This window comes from Neobacillus endophyticus, assembly GCF_013248975.1.
GTDB lineage: Bacteria > Bacillota > Bacilli > Bacillales > Cytobacillaceae > Neobacillus > Neobacillus endophyticus.
On record NZ_JABRWH010000001.1, the window covers coordinates 4,738,827 to 4,756,767 of the forward strand.

At 37.4% G+C, this 17,941-nt stretch carries 24 protein-coding genes; 5 read left to right on the forward strand and 19 right to left on the reverse strand.

The features are described from left to right. Positions 1 to 22 precede the first annotated feature (22 nt). Positions 23 to 1,888: a squalene--hopene cyclase gene (gene shc / locus HPT25_RS23295; RefSeq protein WP_173071418.1), complete on the forward strand. Its 1,866-nt coding sequence runs from the start codon at positions 23 to 25 to the stop codon at positions 1,886 to 1,888. A 164-nt stretch (positions 1,889 to 2,052) separates the two neighbouring features. Here the strand turns inward: shc and HPT25_RS23300 are convergent, their stop codons facing one another. From HPT25_RS23300 to HPT25_RS23320, 5 genes are all read right to left on the reverse strand, one after another. Next, complete coding sequence (locus HPT25_RS23300; RefSeq protein ID WP_173071420.1) at positions 2,053 to 2,505, reverse strand: mismatch-specific DNA-glycosylase; 453 nt, start codon at positions 2,503 to 2,505, stop codon at positions 2,053 to 2,055. 102 nt (positions 2,506 to 2,607) lie between these two features. Then, positions 2,608 to 4,995, reverse strand: coding sequence for a type IV secretory system conjugative DNA transfer family protein (locus tag HPT25_RS28505; RefSeq protein ID WP_217269807.1), 2,388 nt, complete (start codon positions 4,993 to 4,995; stop codon positions 2,608 to 2,610). Continuing rightward, positions 4,995 to 5,639, reverse strand: coding sequence for a M23 family metallopeptidase (locus HPT25_RS23310; RefSeq protein ID WP_173069757.1), 645 nt, complete (start codon positions 5,637 to 5,639; stop codon positions 4,995 to 4,997). Before HPT25_RS23310 ends, HPT25_RS28505 begins: the two co-directional genes overlap by 1 nt. 6 nt (positions 5,640 to 5,645) lie before the next feature. After that, positions 5,646 to 6,071: a hypothetical protein gene (locus tag HPT25_RS23315; protein WP_173069759.1), complete on the reverse strand. Its 426-nt coding sequence runs from the start codon at positions 6,069 to 6,071 to the stop codon at positions 5,646 to 5,648. A 77-nt stretch (positions 6,072 to 6,148) separates the two neighbouring features. Further along, positions 6,149 to 6,385: a hypothetical protein gene (locus HPT25_RS23320; RefSeq protein ID WP_173069760.1), complete on the reverse strand. Its 237-nt coding sequence runs from the start codon at positions 6,383 to 6,385 to the stop codon at positions 6,149 to 6,151. A gap of 147 nt (positions 6,386 to 6,532) precedes the next feature. Here HPT25_RS23320 and HPT25_RS23325 point away from each other — a divergent pair, with 147 nt between their 5' ends. From HPT25_RS23325 to HPT25_RS23340, 4 genes are all read left to right on the forward strand, one after another. Continuing rightward, a complete protein-coding gene (locus HPT25_RS23325; RefSeq protein WP_173069762.1) occupies positions 6,533 to 6,736 on the forward strand; it encodes a helix-turn-helix transcriptional regulator in 204 nt (67 codons plus the stop codon). A 10-nt stretch (positions 6,737 to 6,746) separates the two neighbouring features. Beyond that, positions 6,747 to 7,736 carry a hypothetical protein gene (locus HPT25_RS23330; protein ID WP_173069764.1) on the forward strand — a complete coding sequence of 330 codons (990 nt, stop codon included), beginning with the start codon at positions 6,747 to 6,749 and terminating at the stop codon, positions 7,734 to 7,736. Positions 7,737 to 7,864: 128 nt separating this feature from the next. Then, positions 7,865 to 8,125 (forward strand): hypothetical protein, encoded by a 261-nt coding sequence (locus HPT25_RS23335; protein WP_173069766.1) that lies wholly within the window; start codon positions 7,865 to 7,867, stop codon positions 8,123 to 8,125. A 47-nt stretch (positions 8,126 to 8,172) separates the two neighbouring features. Further along, positions 8,173 to 8,400, forward strand: coding sequence for a spore germination protein GerPB (locus tag HPT25_RS23340; protein ID WP_173069768.1), 228 nt, complete (start codon positions 8,173 to 8,175; stop codon positions 8,398 to 8,400). 21 nt (positions 8,401 to 8,421) lie between these two features. Here the strand turns inward: HPT25_RS23340 and HPT25_RS23345 are convergent, their stop codons facing one another. The 14 genes from HPT25_RS23345 to HPT25_RS23410 all read right to left on the reverse strand — a co-directional run bounded on the left by HPT25_RS23345 (position 8,422) and on the right by HPT25_RS23410 (position 17,933). Then, on the reverse strand, positions 8,422 to 9,231 hold the full coding sequence (locus tag HPT25_RS23345) for a GH25 family lysozyme (protein WP_173069770.1): 810 nt from the start codon (positions 9,229 to 9,231) through the stop codon (positions 8,422 to 8,424). Positions 9,232 to 9,233: 2 nt separating this feature from the next. Further along, positions 9,234 to 9,620, reverse strand: a complete 387-nt coding sequence (locus HPT25_RS23350; protein WP_173069772.1) for a hypothetical protein — start codon at positions 9,618 to 9,620, stop codon at positions 9,234 to 9,236. Position 9,621: 1 nt separating this feature from the next. Then, complete coding sequence (locus HPT25_RS23355) at positions 9,622 to 9,972, reverse strand: hypothetical protein (RefSeq protein ID WP_173069774.1); 351 nt, start codon at positions 9,970 to 9,972, stop codon at positions 9,622 to 9,624. After that, positions 9,973 to 10,563: a hypothetical protein gene (locus tag HPT25_RS23360; RefSeq protein WP_173069776.1), complete on the reverse strand. Its 591-nt coding sequence runs from the start codon at positions 10,561 to 10,563 to the stop codon at positions 9,973 to 9,975. A 12-nt stretch (positions 10,564 to 10,575) separates the two neighbouring features. Beyond that, positions 10,576 to 10,851: a hypothetical protein gene (locus HPT25_RS23365; protein ID WP_173069778.1), complete on the reverse strand. Its 276-nt coding sequence runs from the start codon at positions 10,849 to 10,851 to the stop codon at positions 10,576 to 10,578. Further along, complete coding sequence (locus tag HPT25_RS23370) at positions 10,841 to 11,344, reverse strand: C40 family peptidase (RefSeq protein ID WP_173069780.1); 504 nt, start codon at positions 11,342 to 11,344, stop codon at positions 10,841 to 10,843. The genes HPT25_RS23365 and HPT25_RS23370 overlap by 11 nt, the downstream gene beginning before the upstream one ends. A 21-nt stretch (positions 11,345 to 11,365) precedes the next feature. Next, a complete protein-coding gene (locus tag HPT25_RS23375) occupies positions 11,366 to 12,355 on the reverse strand; it encodes a S8 family peptidase (RefSeq protein WP_173069783.1) in 990 nt (329 codons plus the stop codon). After that, entirely contained in the window at positions 12,352 to 13,254 is a 903-nt protein-coding gene (locus tag HPT25_RS23380) for a GIY-YIG nuclease family protein (RefSeq protein WP_173069785.1), read from the reverse strand. The genes HPT25_RS23375 and HPT25_RS23380 overlap by 4 nt, the downstream gene beginning before the upstream one ends. 77 nt (positions 13,255 to 13,331) lie before the next feature. Then, positions 13,332 to 13,493 (reverse strand): DUF5659 domain-containing protein, encoded by a 162-nt coding sequence (locus HPT25_RS23385; protein ID WP_173069787.1) that lies wholly within the window; start codon positions 13,491 to 13,493, stop codon positions 13,332 to 13,334. A 1-nt stretch (position 13,494) separates the two neighbouring features. Continuing rightward, positions 13,495 to 14,037 carry a hypothetical protein gene (locus HPT25_RS23390; RefSeq protein WP_173069789.1) on the reverse strand — a complete coding sequence of 181 codons (543 nt, stop codon included), beginning with the start codon at positions 14,035 to 14,037 and terminating at the stop codon, positions 13,495 to 13,497. A 14-nt stretch (positions 14,038 to 14,051) separates the two neighbouring features. Further along, positions 14,052 to 16,277 carry a glycine rich domain-containing protein gene (locus HPT25_RS23395; protein WP_173069791.1) on the reverse strand — a complete coding sequence of 742 codons (2,226 nt, stop codon included), beginning with the start codon at positions 16,275 to 16,277 and terminating at the stop codon, positions 14,052 to 14,054. Positions 16,278 to 16,286: 9 nt separating this feature from the next. Continuing rightward, positions 16,287 to 17,186 carry a hypothetical protein gene (locus HPT25_RS28510; RefSeq protein ID WP_217269808.1) on the reverse strand — a complete coding sequence of 300 codons (900 nt, stop codon included), beginning with the start codon at positions 17,184 to 17,186 and terminating at the stop codon, positions 16,287 to 16,289. A 54-nt stretch (positions 17,187 to 17,240) separates the two neighbouring features. Next, entirely contained in the window at positions 17,241 to 17,507 is a 267-nt protein-coding gene (locus tag HPT25_RS23405; RefSeq protein WP_173069793.1) for a hypothetical protein, read from the reverse strand. 9 nt (positions 17,508 to 17,516) lie between these two features. Further along, the gene (locus HPT25_RS23410; protein ID WP_173069795.1) at positions 17,517 to 17,933 is read right to left on the reverse strand and encodes a hypothetical protein; all 417 of its coding nucleotides are present in this window, start codon (positions 17,931 to 17,933) and stop codon (positions 17,517 to 17,519) included. Positions 17,934 to 17,941: the final 8 nt, after the last annotated feature.

Consider the following 17,941-nt stretch of genomic DNA (forward strand, 5'->3'; position numbering starts at 1 on the left):
TGGGAGAGGAATGAAACCTAAGATGATGGATATAAATGCAGGGAAGGATTGGCTTATTGAGACACTTAGAAAAGATCAATCTCCCGATGGTTCCTGGAATTATCCATTTGATACCGGCATTTCCACTGATGCATATATGATTATTTTATTAAGGACATTGGAAATACATGATGAGGAATTAATTCATGGACTATGTAAAAGGATTTTAAGCCGGCAGGAGAAAAACGGAGCATGGAAGCTTTTCTATGATGAAGGGCAAGGGAATGTAACTGCTACTTTGGAAGCCTATTACGCATTGCTTTATTCGGGGTACCTGTCAAAAGAAGATAGGCGGCTTCAATCCGCCAAAAAGTTTATTATTGCCGGTGGCGGTCTAAGCGAGGCAGGTACCTATACAAAAATTATGCTTGCTTTAACAGGACAATACCAATGGCCGGCATTTTCACAGCTTCCGATTGAATTCATCCTTTTGCCACTCCAATTTCCAATCAATTTTTATTCTTTCTCTATTTTCGGAAGAGCAAATCTAACGCCCATCATGATACTAGCAACAAAAAAATTCTCCATCCCTACATCTAGAACCCCTGATTTGTCGGAATTAAAAATGCATCGTAATGATGAGGAAACATGGATTCGCTCCAATGAATGGCGCTCTCTATTATCCATTATCGAAAATGGCGCGAAAAGCCTTATTGGCCTTCCCGGAGAACTTCGTGCAAAGGCATTGGAGCGAGCAAAAAAATATATGCTTGACCGAATTGAACCGGACGGCACATTCTATAGCTATTTTAGCTGCACCTTTTTAATGATATTTGCACTTCTTGCCCTTGGTTATGAAAAAACAGACCCCCATATAAAAAACGCCATTTCCGGTTTAAAATCAATGAAATGTGATATTAACGGATACCCACATATGCAATATACAACTGCAAACGTGTGGAATACCGCTTTAATCAGCATCGCACTGCAGAATGCAGGTATTTCACCTGAAGATAAAATGGTTGCAAACGCCAATCAGTATATTCTTAGTCGGCAGCAAGACAAATTTGGAGATTGGGTTATTCATAACCCTACTAGTTTGCCAGGAGGCTGGGGGTTTTCTAATATTAATACAATGCTCCCGGATGTCGATGATACGACCGCCTCACTCCGAGCAATAGCAAGAATAATTCCATCGGAATCTGCATCTTGGTCTAAGGGAATCAGCTGGGCGTTATCCATGCAAAATGATGATGGCGGATGGCCGGCATTCGAAAGAAATACAGAATCGAAAGTGGCTTCATTTCTTCCAATTGAAAAAGGTGAGTTTTTACTGTTAGATCCTGCTTGTGCGGATCTTACCGGAAGGACCTTAGAGTTTTTCGGGAATTACACCAATCTATCCAAAAACCATTCCGTTATTAAAAAAGGGATTGAATGGCTGAAAAAAGATCAAAGAAATGATGGCTCCTGGTATGGCCGCTGGGGTATTTGTTATATTTACGGGACATGGGCAGCCATCACAGGTTTACAAGCAGTTGGTATTTCAAAGGATGAACCTTATATTCAAAAAGCAGTCCATTGGCTGCGGGACATTCAAAATGACGATGGCGGATGGGGAGAGTCATGCCACAGCGATAACCGTAAAACATATATTCCTTTGCATGCAAGCACCCTTACCCACACTTCTTGGGCTCTGGATGGATTAATTTCTATTTCGGAAACACCAACAGCAGATATTCAAAAAGGCATCAAGTTTTTGCTCACTTCACTCAAAAATAATGATTGGACCTTCAAATACCCAACAGGGCAAGGAATGGCGGGCGCTTTCTATATTCACTATCACAGCTATCGCTATATTTTTCCGCTTTTAGCCCTGTCTCACTATCAAAATAAATATGAAACATAAACAAAACTCGCCGACTGGCGAGCGTGTTAGGGCGAAGACAGAGGCGAAGTTCTCCGATCGACTGCGAAGACAATGCTCACGAAGCATTCCTTAGTGCACTTATGCCTGATAGGAAAGTTTCCTATCGGCGAAATAAAAGATCGACGTATCATCTCGTCGATCCTTTATTTTGAAATAAACCTGGAAAGATCCTTATAGATCTCCGTCATCTCCTCCAGCCGCATTCTGACTAAGCCGCTTGATGATGGAGCTACAAAGTCTAAAGTCCCTGGCACAACTGCTTTCTCCTGAAATCCCCATGGTGCAGCTTTCCGACCGCTAAATTCCAAGTATACCCCTTTCCCAACATAGCAAACAATTTCAGGCTTCAGTGCGGCAATTTTCTTTTTTAAAATCTCTCTGCCTTCTTCATATTCTTCTTTCCTAATCTCGTCTGCTGCTTTTGTTGGCCGAGCCACAATGTTGGTGATCCCTAAACCTAATTCCAACATCAAATCATCTTCTGAAGCTGAAAATTTTCTTGGAGTCAATCCAGCTTCGAAGAGAATTTTCCAAAACCGGTTGTTCGGATTGGCGAAATGATGCCCGGTTTCACTTGAACGAATGCCACTATTCAGAGAAACACAGTTATATCAATATCAATCCTATGTATCCAAATGTACAGATGCAAAATTGGTGCAAAATTATCTTTCATGCAAAATTCATGATTAAATTGTTTTTTACTCATTTAAATTTAAAGGTAGAATCGATTTACATTTTTTCTTTCGATCTTCCACTTTACCTGGAAGTTTAGTAATAAATGTTGCATAACCATCTTTTGTTTTGATTCTGTTTAAGGAATGATAAGAAGACATGGTTTTTAGTGAGGTTTCATACGTGAATGGAGCTAAATCGCTGCTTATTTCCTTAAAATTATCTTCATCGCAACCGGCTATGAGCATGTAAGAAGTATTGGCGCTACGCAACTCACTTCTTAGGTATGTTAATTGGTTGATGTAGTGACAAGATACAATGGGTTTACATCTAAATTTAGCTATTTGTGATAATTTGGATTTCAATACTTTCTCGCAATTTTCCACCTGATATAGTTCATCGATCACTAAATTAACTTTCACCCTGTCATCCTCTGGAACCATATCTTCTCTTACTTCCAACGCTAACATTATTTTTGTTAACCAATATGTGGTGAGTACATCTTTTTCCATGTTTGTAGGGAAATGCGATCCCTTCATCCGTATACAAATAACTTGATTCTTCTGGATCTCTTCAGCTAGGTTTATATTATTAGTTGTGTCCTTATTTAGCATCAGTTCTATATAAGGGTTAAGAGTAAGTTCGTTCATCCTATCCAATATTCCGTCCACTTTTCCTATTTTGGTTCCAATGACAGTATCCCCTTCCCTATTGAATTCATCTAATTCTTGCAATACTGCCACGTATTTATCCAGATACTCATTCATATCCTTTGGAACTTTGCGAATCCACCGGTAACGAACAACGTGATCTTGTAAGCATTCAACGACATCCTTAAAAGCTCCATTATTAGAAAAAACAACAAGGGCAGATGCTTCAAGATATCGTTTCATTTTAGATGAGAGCGGAGCTAAACCGTCAGCTTTTACGGCGTTAATCAAGGCAATGAGGTTAGAGTTTTGGAGCTTTGCGCTGGTATAGCGTTTAAAAGGGTCTGTTGATGTAGATTTTGCTTCGTTATATCCCATACCCTGAATGTTATCAACATCCGTTACTTCGATGTTTAATACTTTTTCAGAGGGAAAGCAGTTGGCTACTGTATCACTCAATTCATTTTTCTTAATAAAATCGAAAATAATAACACATTCGCCATTTTCTACAGCATCGATGGAAAGATGACTGATAAAGTTGGATTTCCCTGCCCGTGTGGGGCCGATTAATAAAAGTAATAAATTTTTAAAATCATGATGTTCAGTCAAATATGCCTTTTGCTTATTTCCTCTGAATGTGTTCGTTCCAATACAGAAAACCCCTTTTCGCAATTCGTCAGGGACTTGTGTTTCATGAGTATTTACCTTCTCGATAAAATGATGTCTTTCCAATATATCTCTTCCAGTTAACTGAATAAAATTTTGCGCTTCCTGATCGCCTACTTTATTAATTTCAGCTCCAATGTTATATTTATCAAAGAAAACTTTCTTTTTAAAAGGCTTTGCAATCAACTTATTATCTTCTGTTAAAATTTCATATGATTGATTTAATGAAACCACGTTGTTTTGTTGCCTTGTCAGATCAGGAGATTCGCTGAACAATAAAATTTGTGTGTTTAATACAGTCCCTTTCCCTTTTCTTTCTGTGCTCTCACTAACGGTTTTACCGCCATTCAGTTTTTCGACTATGCCTTGCAATACCGAATCATCCATTTTCTTTTTACCACCTAGCACACTCGCTACATCTTGAATAATGCCATCCAGGACAGATAACCCTACCTTCAATGCATATCCTAATCCATATTTATTTCTATCTACTGGCTTCCCAGATTTTATTTTTTCAATCGTATTTCGATATTGATTTAAGAAAGGAGGCTGAAAAGTGGGGATAAAATTATAAAATACACCCACTCTATCTCCTTCTTCCATCACATCCACAATATTCAAATTAGACTGCAGCAAATAGGAATCTCTTCGATCTGTTTTTAATGCCAATCCATCCTCCTTCTTGTAAACCATTTCGTAACAAGCAGCTTCATTTGTAAATAAAGGAATTGTTTCAACCTTTTCAATAGTGATGGAATGCCATACGTTATTGATTTTTTCCTTAATAATGGTTTCGAAGTGTTTGGGAACGATGAAATAAAACTCGATTTTTTTCTTTTCCATGTAGATATAGTAGGAGACTTTAGAGGGCATTTGGTATGTTAATTTAGAAGGTATAATAAACTGTTTCCCTAATATTTTTTTTATTTTTCTTTCTTCCACTTTTATGTTTTGATAAAGCGACTTCCAAAGATTTGATATCGTTCTGGCTATATAATGAGTTTTAGTGTTAGTTACTGAATTGTTAGGGATTAGCTTCAAATAAATGTATTCAGGCTTACTGACACGTACAAATTCTGATAACTTAATCCCTTTCATTAGATGTTACCCCCTAAAAGAGTTTTAATTAGGATTCGCACCATAAACATAAGAAAAGCATATCTATATCCATTTTTAAAGCCTGATACTCCAAGAATGATAAGAGTACTTCCCCCAAGCAGTACAATGTTATCCATCAAGGCTAGAAAGACATCGTTTATAGCCCCTAGAAAGTCTAAAATCAATTGCCCAAAGTTTTCCCTTGCATGATAGGTAATATTGCCCCACAAGTCCCACCAAGGCGGTTGTTTTATGATTGTATCTCCGATATGATCCTGCAAAGCGGATAAATCTTTGGAAGGGTCTATGAATTGACCGTTTTGCATTTCTCCAAAATGAAGATGAGGCCCCGTTGAATGACCAGAAGATCCACTAAGCCCCAGCAAATCTCCTTCGTGTATCAACTCCCCTTGATGTACATCTACCTTATCCATGTGTCCCCAGATCATTTCAGTACCATCTTGACTTTTAACCATTACACCTTTTCCGATATTCGTAGAACCATCAAATACTTTGGTAACAATTCCAGTAGCAAAGGAATGTAATTCAGTTCCTTTTGGTACAGCTAAATCAATTCCTGTATGTGCTGTATTTCCCCTAACAGCTTCTACCATGCCGTAACCGCTCGTTAACACGAATTTCATAGTTATTCACCCCTGTGCAAGTTTAACGTGTTTAACGACTCTATCTGCATAGTCCATGGCTTCCGGCAGGATTAATAAGAAGACATAAGCTAATAAATAACTGATAAAGTCTTTTTTAGCTTTGACATAATCATTACTTAAAGTTGCTCTAATCACGTCCCACCCACCTTTCACTATAATGACCCATTTGCCGATAGACAAAAGCTGTCGGTAAATTTGATAACCTAGATCGTCAAATCCAGTTCCAAGTCCAGAAGCAGCGAATGCCGGATGAATAACTGATAAACTAATTGATGCAGTCATTAATCCAACGCGGATATAAACTTTTTTGTTCTTTTTAAAATGAACTATAACCTTCTGACTCTTTGACGGACCTGACTTGTAGCTACCATCCATGAAATTATCAAATTTAATAACATTATTTTTTTTCATCTAACAAGCCTCCCAAGTTATATTTTCAAAAAAGCATGCATACATTGGAAAATGAACCGTTTTCCGATGTTCCTAGCCTAAGTCTGCTTTTCAATATATCGGATACCCCCTCTCGCTCCCCTTTGCTGACCCACAATTTCAGATACGATAGTTCGTATCTTATCTTCCAAATTATCCTCACGGTGATTTTCCTCCATAGCAGTAATTAATAAATTAATAAGAAATTGTGACTGATTCGGTTGAGCTTCCAAATACTCAACCGCTTTTTTGTGTTGTTCATTACCTTCTTTATAACTGAAACTTTTTATCGCCATTACCATCCCTCTCCCCTGCATTATCAATTAATAAATTTCTTAATTTTATGATATGGGGCAATTACCTAGAAATTGCCTGTCTATCACAAAAAATTGTGGAAGGATTTAATAATTTTTTGTGGAATATTGTAGTTGGGGTGGTAATAAATGCTAAATAGTCGAATAGGTATATTGCTGAGAACATCAAAATATAGGAGGGAATTTATTCAAAAAGAATTGGGGATCAGTGCAAATACATTAAGCAATTGGTGTACAGGAAAAACCTATCCGACAATTGATAAGGCATTTAGACTAGCCGAATTATTAGAGGTTAAAATTGAGGAGTTATACGAAAGGGATACAGAGGAATAGGAGGAAGATCATGCAGTACTTATGGTGGGGTTTAACAATTATTTTTGCTTTAGCAACAATCGTATCTTTGATAGGTATTTTTAATCCAAGTATTTTCAATCAAAATTTAAAGCAGGGAGAAAAGCCCTGGGGAAGAAAACAGGCTATTTGGACTTTTTCTATTTGTTTAATTTGTACACTAATTTTTATTTCATTAGCAGCATCTATTGGTAAACTAATTGGAGAAATGTTATTAAATATCGGCTCATTTGGTTTTATTGTTTTTATCATTTGGTCTATTGTAAGTAAAATTAAAAAGACAGGAAAAACCAAAAATCGGTTAATTTATGCAGGAACTTTCTTTGTTGTTGGTATTATAGGCTCAATTTTATCACCAGACTCCCAACAAACGGACTCAACAGCAAAAAACGTAAATAAGCAACAAACAATTAAAGTATCCAAAGCAACAATCGGTAAGGTAGCCCAAGAACAAACGAAGAAAAATCCTGAAGATACAACAGGGGTTAAAAATGCTCAAGAGAATAAAAAAGCAGAACAAGAAGCAACCGCTAATAATAAAATTAAGGCTGAATATATAAAAAGTCTAAAACCTACAATTGATAATTTTTATAAAGAATATGATAGTATTTGGAATACCTACTGGATGCCGACATTTAAGTCTATGAAGGATGGGACTTACGATCAATACAAAGCATACAATAACCTTGTTTATGTAAAGCAGCAATATGAAAATATGATGACTTCACTAAACATAACGCCTGTAGACGGTATGTCTAACGAGGATAAAAAAGAAATAAGTGACTTTGAACAAAATGCTCAAGCTGCCGCTATGCTTAGAAGCGAGGCAGCTAAAATGGCAGCAGATGCAGTTGATAAAAATGATTTTCCGCCTTCAGTTGCAAATCAAATTACAGACAAGATTAACGAATCACAATCTCAAATGTATACAGCTATAGCGAATATTGCTGTAATTGAAAATAAATATGATATTAAAAGATAAATGACGAAATAAGCTCTGCATAAATTTTCAGAGCTTATTTTTTTAGTGATATTAAAACATTTTTCATGCCAAACACAACTAGATTTTCGAACATTTGTTTGTATAATGAGAAATGGAGGGATATAAAAATGAACGTAACAATTGAAATGCATTTCATTGCAAGTGGAAATAAATCGATGTCAGCCAGTTCTTTTCCATTACGCGGCCGTAAACCGGAACAAGTAGCTTATGAGTGGTGGAAACATATTAAGAAAGAAATGTCTTATCATGCTCAACTTGAGAAAGTCATTGCCGATGGAGATCAAAATATAACAGAGTTGGTTTTGAAGGAAGAAGAGGAAGAATGGACTAAAAGAGATTTTATTACTGAAGATTATTTGCCTTTTTAAAGAAAAAACATCGGAGCATTCGCATAGAATTGTTTTGGGTGATGTTTATGGATTACAAAACTCAATTAGGAATTAAAATCAACTTTTTGAAAATCGGTGAAATGGGCAATACAGCAATTTTGCAAATTGGTACTGCCGGTACGATTAAGCGATATTCAGAACTACAGGGATATTCCATAGCTTCTTCTATTGCTTTTCCACCTGCTTCGCAATTAGCTCCAGCTGTCCCCTTACAATCACCAGTTCGTGGAATACAATTAAAGCCCTCCTACTAAATGAGTAAGAGGGCTTTCTGCTTAAATCTTTTTGAACGTCACATATTCAGCTTTAATCCATCCAGAACCGACGTTATACCATCCATCTTGGTAGCCATAGCACTTAAAGGTATCTCCAACTTTAACAGAATTGACAATATCATAGGCTGGATTAGGGCCTTTTCGGATTACAGTATTCGTAGTGACAGTGATGACACCTATTTGCCCTGATAAAGATTTTATTTCTGCAGCCGGTTTATTTTTAGCCGCAATTTCTGCAGCAAAGTCACGGTATGACCAGTTCATATCCACTTTGCCAGCTATCCCCTCGACGGTCCCTGTTTCGGTATATTGCCAAATGTCGGCATGGTTTTTTAATTGTCCTTGATAACGGGCAATCCAAGGAGCGTAATTGGTAAGTCGCTCTTTTTCTAATTGTTCATCTAAAAAGCTGTCATATGTGTAAAGCATGACGAAATAACCCTTATTCTCCAGGTATTCAATGAAAGCGATAGCAGCATCCGTTAATTGTTTCTTACTAACCTTAGCTTTGTTTTCCTCAAGATCAAGCGCAACCGGATAAGTCAATTTGAAATCCTTAATCACACTCTCGAAATACTTTGCTTGGGTAAGTGCTTCTGGAACAGTGCTAAAAGTAGCGTAATGATAAGCACCTACATCCAATCCGGCGCCTAAAGCTTTTGGAGCGTTATTTCGAAAATAATCCACATACTTATAAGCGATACCTTGTGTAGCTTTGATAAATGCGAATTTCGCACCGTCTGCTTTTACTTTTGCCCAATCGACAGGACCATCGCCTTGATAAACGTCAATCCCTTTGATTTGTAACATGGTTATTTACCCCCTTTTGCCTTTGATACAGCCTGCTCGATCAAGGTGGATATTAAAGCCTCTGCATCTCCATCAATCAATTTAATAAACTGAGAACCTTGCGACTTAACAGCAGCAATTGCATCATTTTTGGTTTGTGCAGCTAACTCAGGAGTCAATGCTTGTTTTGATTTTGCATCATTGACAATACGCTGATTAAAATCAGATACAACTGATTCCACAATTTTGGACAAACCGTCGATTGCATCGTTGGCCACGGTGGCATTTTTAGCGGTTATGTGTGATTCTAGGAACTTTTTGATTTTAGGAGTAATTACACCAATACCTGCAGTTGTTGTAGCGCATAATAAACCACCTAGTGCTTGTACGAATTGAGTTTCTAATGACATGTTATTTCCCTCCGTTATCTAATTTATCGTGTAAATATTTGACCAACTCGGTTAATTCCTGGCGTTCTTCTTTGGCGATTTGTAATTCTTGCATTACAAAATCGTGAGTCTCTTGTGCCCTTTTTTCCTGTTCATCTGCCGTTAAAATGACTTGTCTTAAAGTGATTTGGGATGTACCAAACGAACCAACGTTCATATACGAGTTTAAAAGCAGTATTAATATCACATCATTCTGCCAGCCTACCATTGGCACCAATAACAAAAGGGTAATTAAAATCACAATAGGGTTAGCAAAGAATGTAACAACATAAGGGAAAATCTTGTTGTCTAAGAACGAATAGAATGTTTTCAATCACTTCACCTCCCCATACTTTTCGTCATGGTGTACCTTTGCAATTTCTTCGTACTCTTTAGGACTATAAGCAATTTGAAAATCCGGTTTTGCAGCAGTTAAACCTGTAAAGGTAGCAAAAGAGGCCCCATGGGCTGAATGTCCTTCGTCCCTGTGGTGCCTCTTGTCTAAAATCATTTGGTTGTAAATAGTATCTAAAGCCTCATCATCACAAGTAACGATGGTATGTGGCGATCCATCCTCATCTAACACTTCGATATATTTTCCATTGAAATGTTCGATAAACCACCTCAATAGGTCTTCATGACTCTTAAAGTCACGCTTGCAATGACCGTGATAGTCATAATGGTTAAAAAGCATGTAAGACACTCGTTGGAAATCAAAAGCGTGATTCCAGCAACGCTCAAAGATATGATGAGATTCCCTTTGTTCCATTGATCCGCAAATAAAACAGCCTAAATGTTCCACACTTTCGAGTTCATGCTTTGAATTTCGGAATTCCGACGTTTCTTTACGTTCTCCATGATCGGGTATATGTTGATATTCCGTCACTGTATGTTTCTGAAAATGTTCCTCTACAACCTTTTTCAATTTGATTCCCCCTTACTTCTTCGCCCATAATGAAATCAGAATAGCTACGCCTGATAAAACGACCGCAGCCCATAAAGGCAAAGTATGTTTATTCGTGGATTTTTCCTCTTCTAACCGTTCGATTTTTTCGTCTCGTGACCGTAATTTTTCATCTAACAATTCTTTCGAGACAAAATTGGCTTGCCAGGTATCCACTTTCGCTTCTAAACGCATTAGAACCATTTCAATTGTTTCTAATTTGGTTTCATGTCTTGTCATCCGTTCTGCTTCTGTCATTTCATTCGCCATGGCTTAATGCCCCTTTCTTTGTGAGCTTACCGCTATTAATTAAGTCAACGGGCGCAGGGGCATAATGCACTTTCGACCAGTTATGGCCAACAGACATTGCGATGTCGTTTACAAAAGATGAACAGATACGCCGTTTTCCTTCATGAAAACTGTTAATCGGGATGTTTAGTTCAAACCGTGCTAATTCAGCTAGGATGGCTAAATAGTCGTAATGGATCCCGAAATGTTCCTTTGCATAGGAAACCATTTTTGATCTATCCTCATCAGTCAAGGTTTCATCCCGCCAAACTTCTAATCTAGCATTAGTATTGAGGTAAAAAGATAGATTCATTGTGCCGGTATCTCTGCCAGCTTGTGCTTCAACTAGCGTTTCATTATCCAAGAACAGGGCACAATGGCTGGGACCGTGTGTCACAAACTCAATTGCATCGTCAATAAATCCTGTCCCCCATACAAATAGCACATCAGCTGGTTTAATCTCATTTATGTTCAAATATTCATCCCTCCTTGGAACCTATTTGGCATAAAGAAAACCATACCCGGTATTAGCACGAGGGCTAACAGGTATGGTGTTTATGTGTAAGAGATTCCGTAATTGTACTGGAGTATCCCTTGGATATTTTTGTTTCAATAAAGCTAAAAATCCCGCCACATATGGTGCTGCCATGGAGGTGCCAATCATATGCTCATATCCTCTGTAATCGTTAAAAACAGGCATTAAATTCATTGGATAGGTACTGTAAACAAAGGCTGACGGTGCGATGACTTCAATTTTGTTCGAATAATTGGAAAAGTCAGTCCACCCAATCGATGTTTTCCCCGTTTGAGCATTATAGGCTTCATATGCACCGCCTACCGCGATCACATTTTTAAAATTTGCTGGATAATCTACTTGATTAATCCCGTCATTACCGGAAGCTGCGACTATTAAAATTCCATGTGCATAAGCTTGATTAATCACCCTTTCGAGTATCTTAAATAACGGCGATTTTGTCTCATCGTTTGATAATCCGAGGCTCATATTAATGATGTTCATTTTATGAATGATGCACCAATTGACCGCCAATATTAGGTGAGAAAGTGTTCCCGATCCGTTACGATCCATCGCTTTAACAGCGTAAATTTTAGCGTTATATGCTACACCTACTGAGCCGATGTGATTGTTTTGCGCTGCTATTTCCCCAATTACTCCTGTCCCATGTCCATTATAGTCAGTCCAATAATTTTCACCTTTAATGAAGGATACTCCACCTGCAATCGCACCTTTAAGGTCTGGATGATAATAATCCACACCTGTATCTATTACCGCAATCTTTACATTCCGCCCTGTGTAACCTTGTCTCCACCATTTTTGTACATTCGTGTCGGTAATACCCCAATCAAGTGATTGATGTTGCGGAACAGGCATACCGTATGAAACTGAACCTAATGCAATTACTTTTGCTTCACAAATACTGGGTAATAAAAACAACATCAATACAACTAAGGAAAATAGCTTTTTCATTGTGCCTCCTCTATTACTTCAGTTTTGTTTATGAGTATTTCGCTTAAATTGATCCCTTTTCCAAATAAAAACTGACGATAATTTTCAATGGAATCATCGTCAGTTATATTGATATTTCTTCTTTTTTCATTTCCTAAAATTCCTGATACATATGAGAAGCTAATGCCAAATAATCGTGCTATTTCCATTTTTAATAATGAAGTTTCTTCGGAAAGCAGTTTGATACATTTCACCTCCTCATCATTAATTTTGGTTTTAATAATGCGATTGCTGATTATTTCTTCTAACTTATTAATATATTCATCAGGTAATTTATCAGTTTGGTTAATGTCAATATGTTTCCAAGAAAGATTTTTCCCAATTAAGAGAACATTTTCTTTTACGATACCAAAAATATTTCCAATTTCTCTTGCGGTTAATCTTCCGTCCTTAAATAATAACTTTATTATTTTTGCATCATGATCATTGATTTTCGCATTTCCGTGTTCTTCACCCATACGCTTCATACCTAGAATACTTTTAACTGCGTTTCTTTCTTTACTCCTCAAACCAATTATTTTCTTAGATTCATCTGAGTGAAACACGCCTAAAGTATTCGAAGCGTTGGAACATATGTTATATCCATTTTGAGGAAGAAAACTTTGATATTTATCAATCCATATTTGTTCAGTTGAAATAAGGTAATTTGGATCATTTACTTGTTCTTCAATAGTAAACTCAAAAGAAGATTCTCCATATTTGTTCCACGCACGTTGAAGGTAATGATTATAATGCTCATTTTTATTTAATAATGATCTATGTTGCCACCATCTATTTTTTATATTTCTCGAACTACCAATGTAGATTTTACCGTTTTTAATGTTTTTAATACTATAAATCCCACAAATTTTCTTTTTCACTTCAACATTCCTCCATATGTCTCGAAATTAGAAAATAAAAAAGACCACCAATAACGGCAGTCTTGATAATTGAATAATTATTTGGTTTTAGAAAGTTCACTCATTACTTTTCTTAACTCATCACTATCATTAAAGTAAAAAATATTCTTACCACTTTTATTTTGGTTTTTATCCATACCCTGAAGAACAAAACCCTTAAGCATAAGTTTAGCGGCCATTTGTTGGCTATAAATTACCATATTAATAACTCGCACTTTGCCACTGAATAGCATTAACAGTATCAATAGTTGTTGCTGATTTTACTTGACCAACTAATTGAATTGCCTGTTGGTGATTAGCGGTCATGAATTTTGTTGCTGTTTCTTCTATCTTATCTAATGTTGCTTGGTCTGGAACAGTTACAGGGCTTCCAGTTACATCTACATAGAGGATAGGAAATATAAGAAAACCTCTTCCTACTGCTGTTTGTGTTGCTGTCATATGAGTTATGTCATCAGTAGTCCATCCGAATGTATTTTGTGTTGAACCAATGGTGACGTTAAATCCAGATGCAAGAGTCTGATTATAGGAATCTCGAATCTGTGCAATCTTAGCATTCTGTACGTCTGCTAAACTAGGAGTTGCATTTGCGACTAAAATATTAACAATCTCTTGCGCACGTTCTTTTGTTGTAATAAATCCACCATTTACAAAATCAATATCTTGATAGATTCCTGTAGCTTTTGCTACGAAATTGCCATTTGCTAATTGTTCAATTGTAAAATCATTTGCAGTTAATGTCATTCCTTTTCCTCCTTTTATTGATAAACAGCGTAACTAGCCATTTGAGTGCTATTAATCCAGCGAAAATCACCACTAACCGCAACTGGAACTGGGAAACCTGTTATCGTTAGACCAGCAATGCTATTGGCACTGTTTTGTATTTGATATAAATGAATGTAACCTGTTCCACCAGTATTCATCATTATTTGCACTGAACCATCTAAATTACCTCCAGTATAGTTGTAACCATAATTAGCAGAATCAATTATAGAGGCAGTGCCATCTTTATTTAGTTTATAAGTATAGTCCGTACCATTACTTCCAGTCCCTGCAACTAATACTCCATACATACTACCATTTGCATCTCTTAGACCAATCCAATTTCTTGTAAATGCTTGAGGCCAATTCACTGTTGCTAAAATAGTACCATCAGATATTCTAATTTTTTTCATTGTTCCATTAGGTGAACCACTTGTAGGAACCCATATACTGTTATCGTTAACCCATGATATACCATTTGGTATTCCAGAATATGCATAGGTCGGGAGTGTACAAATAGTTGTTACAGTATTAGTAGATAACACCCATTTCTTTACTAGCGATTGGTTAGTATTATCAATATAATACAATTCTGACCCATCATATTTACAACTCATCGGGATATAGTTAGCTCCCCCATTTAAATAGATGTTTAAGCCTGATATTAGTGTCCAAGTTCCATTGCTCCAATAATAAACGCTATTATCAGAACCCATTGCATATATCACAGACCCATCATCGGATATACATATTCCTCTTGCTACACCAGCCCACGCTGAAGGGTGTCCTAAATTTGTATAAGTCTTGTTATAAATGTCATATTTATAAATATCATTGTTAGAGCTAGTAGCGTAAATATAATATTTATTATCCAATGTAAAGTAACCATTCATATAGTTAGAAGTTTGAGCGGCCGAGTAACTTAGTGTGTCGTTTTTTGTAACACCAATCCCTTTAAAATCTAAAGGTAAATGCCCTAAAGAATTAACCGCATTGATTATTGTGCTAAATGAGTCAGAAGAGTTAGATGTTACTCCTTTAGCGTTAATCGCACTAGATAATTGAGACTTAAGACCATTAATATAAGTAGACATATCATTTAATGATTTTTGAACACGAACCATATCGTCCGTTGCATCTACCCGTTTATTAAATGTAAAAGTTGAACTAGCAGAGTATCCACCGCTATCCGTAGCAGTTACAATAATTGGAATGCTGTTTCCGTACGGAACGGCATCCCATTGGTCTTTCGTCAATGGAGGAGTTTGAGTAAATTGTGTTGGATTTGTTAGCGTTCTTGTTGTTGTACCATTAAGCGATTCAGTAATTTGTGTAACAGTATAGTCACCTTGAGTAACTGTATATGTTACTATATTGTCTTTTAATGACTTATTTCCGATGTTATTAGATGGTGTTCCCATTGAAACAGGTAGACCTATCCAAGTGATAACTATCAATCCGTTACCTGATTGAACATTTGCAGTAGTTCCAACGTATTGAAGGTTTCCGTAATAAGACGAACCGCCTCCACCTCCATATGAAGCTCCACCACCACCGCCACCATAGTAGCCGCCTCCGCCACCACCACCAGCAGAAGTGACATTGCCACCACCTCCAGTACCTCCTTGACCAAATGATCCAGCAGAACCGTCATAAGTACCTTGATACGAACCTTTAACTCCGCCATTAGTTTGTGTACCTCCACCAGCAGTGCTGGTATATCCTCCCAAAGCATCTTGACCGACTAAACCTCCACCGCCACCGCCATTTTGATTAGTTGATGAAGGTGAACCGGAGTTGAGACATACACCACCTCCACCACCAGCAACGATAATTCGGTTGGATAACGCAGTACCACCAATGCGAACATCAGAAGCACCGCCACCGCCACCACCGCCTGTGTAACTAGAACTATTACTAGATGCAGTCCCTCCATTTCCACCGCCATTCCAACCACCAGAGCCACCGTTATAACTAATAGCATCGGTACCCTTTTGACCTACATAAATATTTAAAACCTGTCCGGGGGTTACATTTAATTCTCCGTATACATAACCACCCTTACCAGCTACAGCGTAGTTATTTGCATAGTTAGAAGTATTCCAGTATCTTCCTCCCTCTGCACCCCATGCTTCAATTTTCACACGATTACATCCTGCTGGAACTGTCCATGTTTGAACTGCACCTGTATAGTTAAATGTGGATTTATCTCCTATCGACATTCATTTCACCTACTTATCATAAATTGCATTAATTGATGAGGATAATGCTACTACATCAACTCCTTCACCCTGTAATATAAAATTTCCAGTTGAGGCGTTATAAGTGAAGGTATAAATTCCATTTGCTTTTAAACTTGTTGCATCGTTTCCGTTTGCAGATTTCAAAGGTATTGCACCAAGTGAATTTACATTTAAAGTCGCACTGCCTGTTGAATCTGCGTTTAATTGCACTCTTACAGTCATTCCGCCCGCATAAGCAGTTGGAGCAGGCGTAAGGGTGACAGAATAAGCATTCCCACTATTTGTAGTTGTTCCAAATCCCGGATGAGCAACATAATCGGATATTTGTACTGAGTTATCTGCTTTCCCTAAAGAAGTTTGAACCGAACTCTCCATATCAGTTTTTGGAATCCCGTTTAAAGGTTTCTGATAAGCCCCTTGAAAACTAATTTGAGATCCAGATACTTTTAATGGCACCAATGCTCTTCGATCAGTAATATTGCTTGCAGAAATAGCTGTTGCAGTGGCAGGTACATTGATAGCGAATAGTTTCACGAAGTTAGGATCCGCATCAGGCTCAATTGGTGAACTTGCAGCTACTCCTTTTTTTATGCTTAAAACCGCCTGTGAATTGATGTCATCGTGACCGACTTGAACAATGTCAATTCGAGGATTTGTGGCATCGGATGCTGGGACGGTTAAGGTAATTCCGGTTGAATCATTCTCAATCCGATACCCATCTACCCATGCAGCTCCTGCGCCAATGGAGATCGTCATATTATTCGGAGCGGGCAATGTATAAGGAAAATGGGTTAAGCTCACCACTCCGTTACCGAAGAAATCTTTATCCCGATTAATAAAGTCCATCCGGTGATATTTAATGTTGTCGTAATAAGTTATGGAAAGCATGGTTTGCCTCCTTTATTGCGTAATAAAAAAAGAGCCCATGATAGGCTCTTCAATTTAGATAATTCCTTTTTCATGCCAATTTTCGAAATGAATTTTGTAACCAAGTTCTTCAGCGTTTTTAGTATAAGACTGCCCGCCAAAAGTAAAAGTGTGAATTCCAACTAGGTTATCGTAAGTTGGATTATCCTTTACATCCCCGAAAAATGTTTCAAATGTTTCTTTATCAACAGCTTGAAAAGAACCATCTTCATATTGATCTAAAATAATATTATCGCCGTCCATTAATTGATTTTCATTTAATTTCGCATATAATTCATTCATGTTTTTCACCTACAATCCAATTAATTGCGCTCTGACGTTTGCAAATGTATTTGCTGAAGCAGATGAATTTTTTATTGCTAATTTAGCACTTACGCCTAATAGAGCACTTGCTCCAACTACTTGAACAGGTCGCCATGATGAAGCAGTAGAACCATTATTGGTAGATACCCATGTTGTCCAATCTTGAATTCCCGATGTATCCACTCTCGACACACCAATATCGTATTGTTGGTCGCTTTGTGTGAGCATTAATAAGTTTCTCACCCATGGAGTACCTGTTATCAAAGAGGAATAAACTGTTGCTCCTGCTGCCATGTTTGTAGCACTAATGACGATTCCTAAATCTTGAATTTTTCCAACGGGAGCTACATTTATATTTCCATCTGGATTGACGCTGTTAATGGTATAATTACTAAAACTCGGCATCTGAAAAC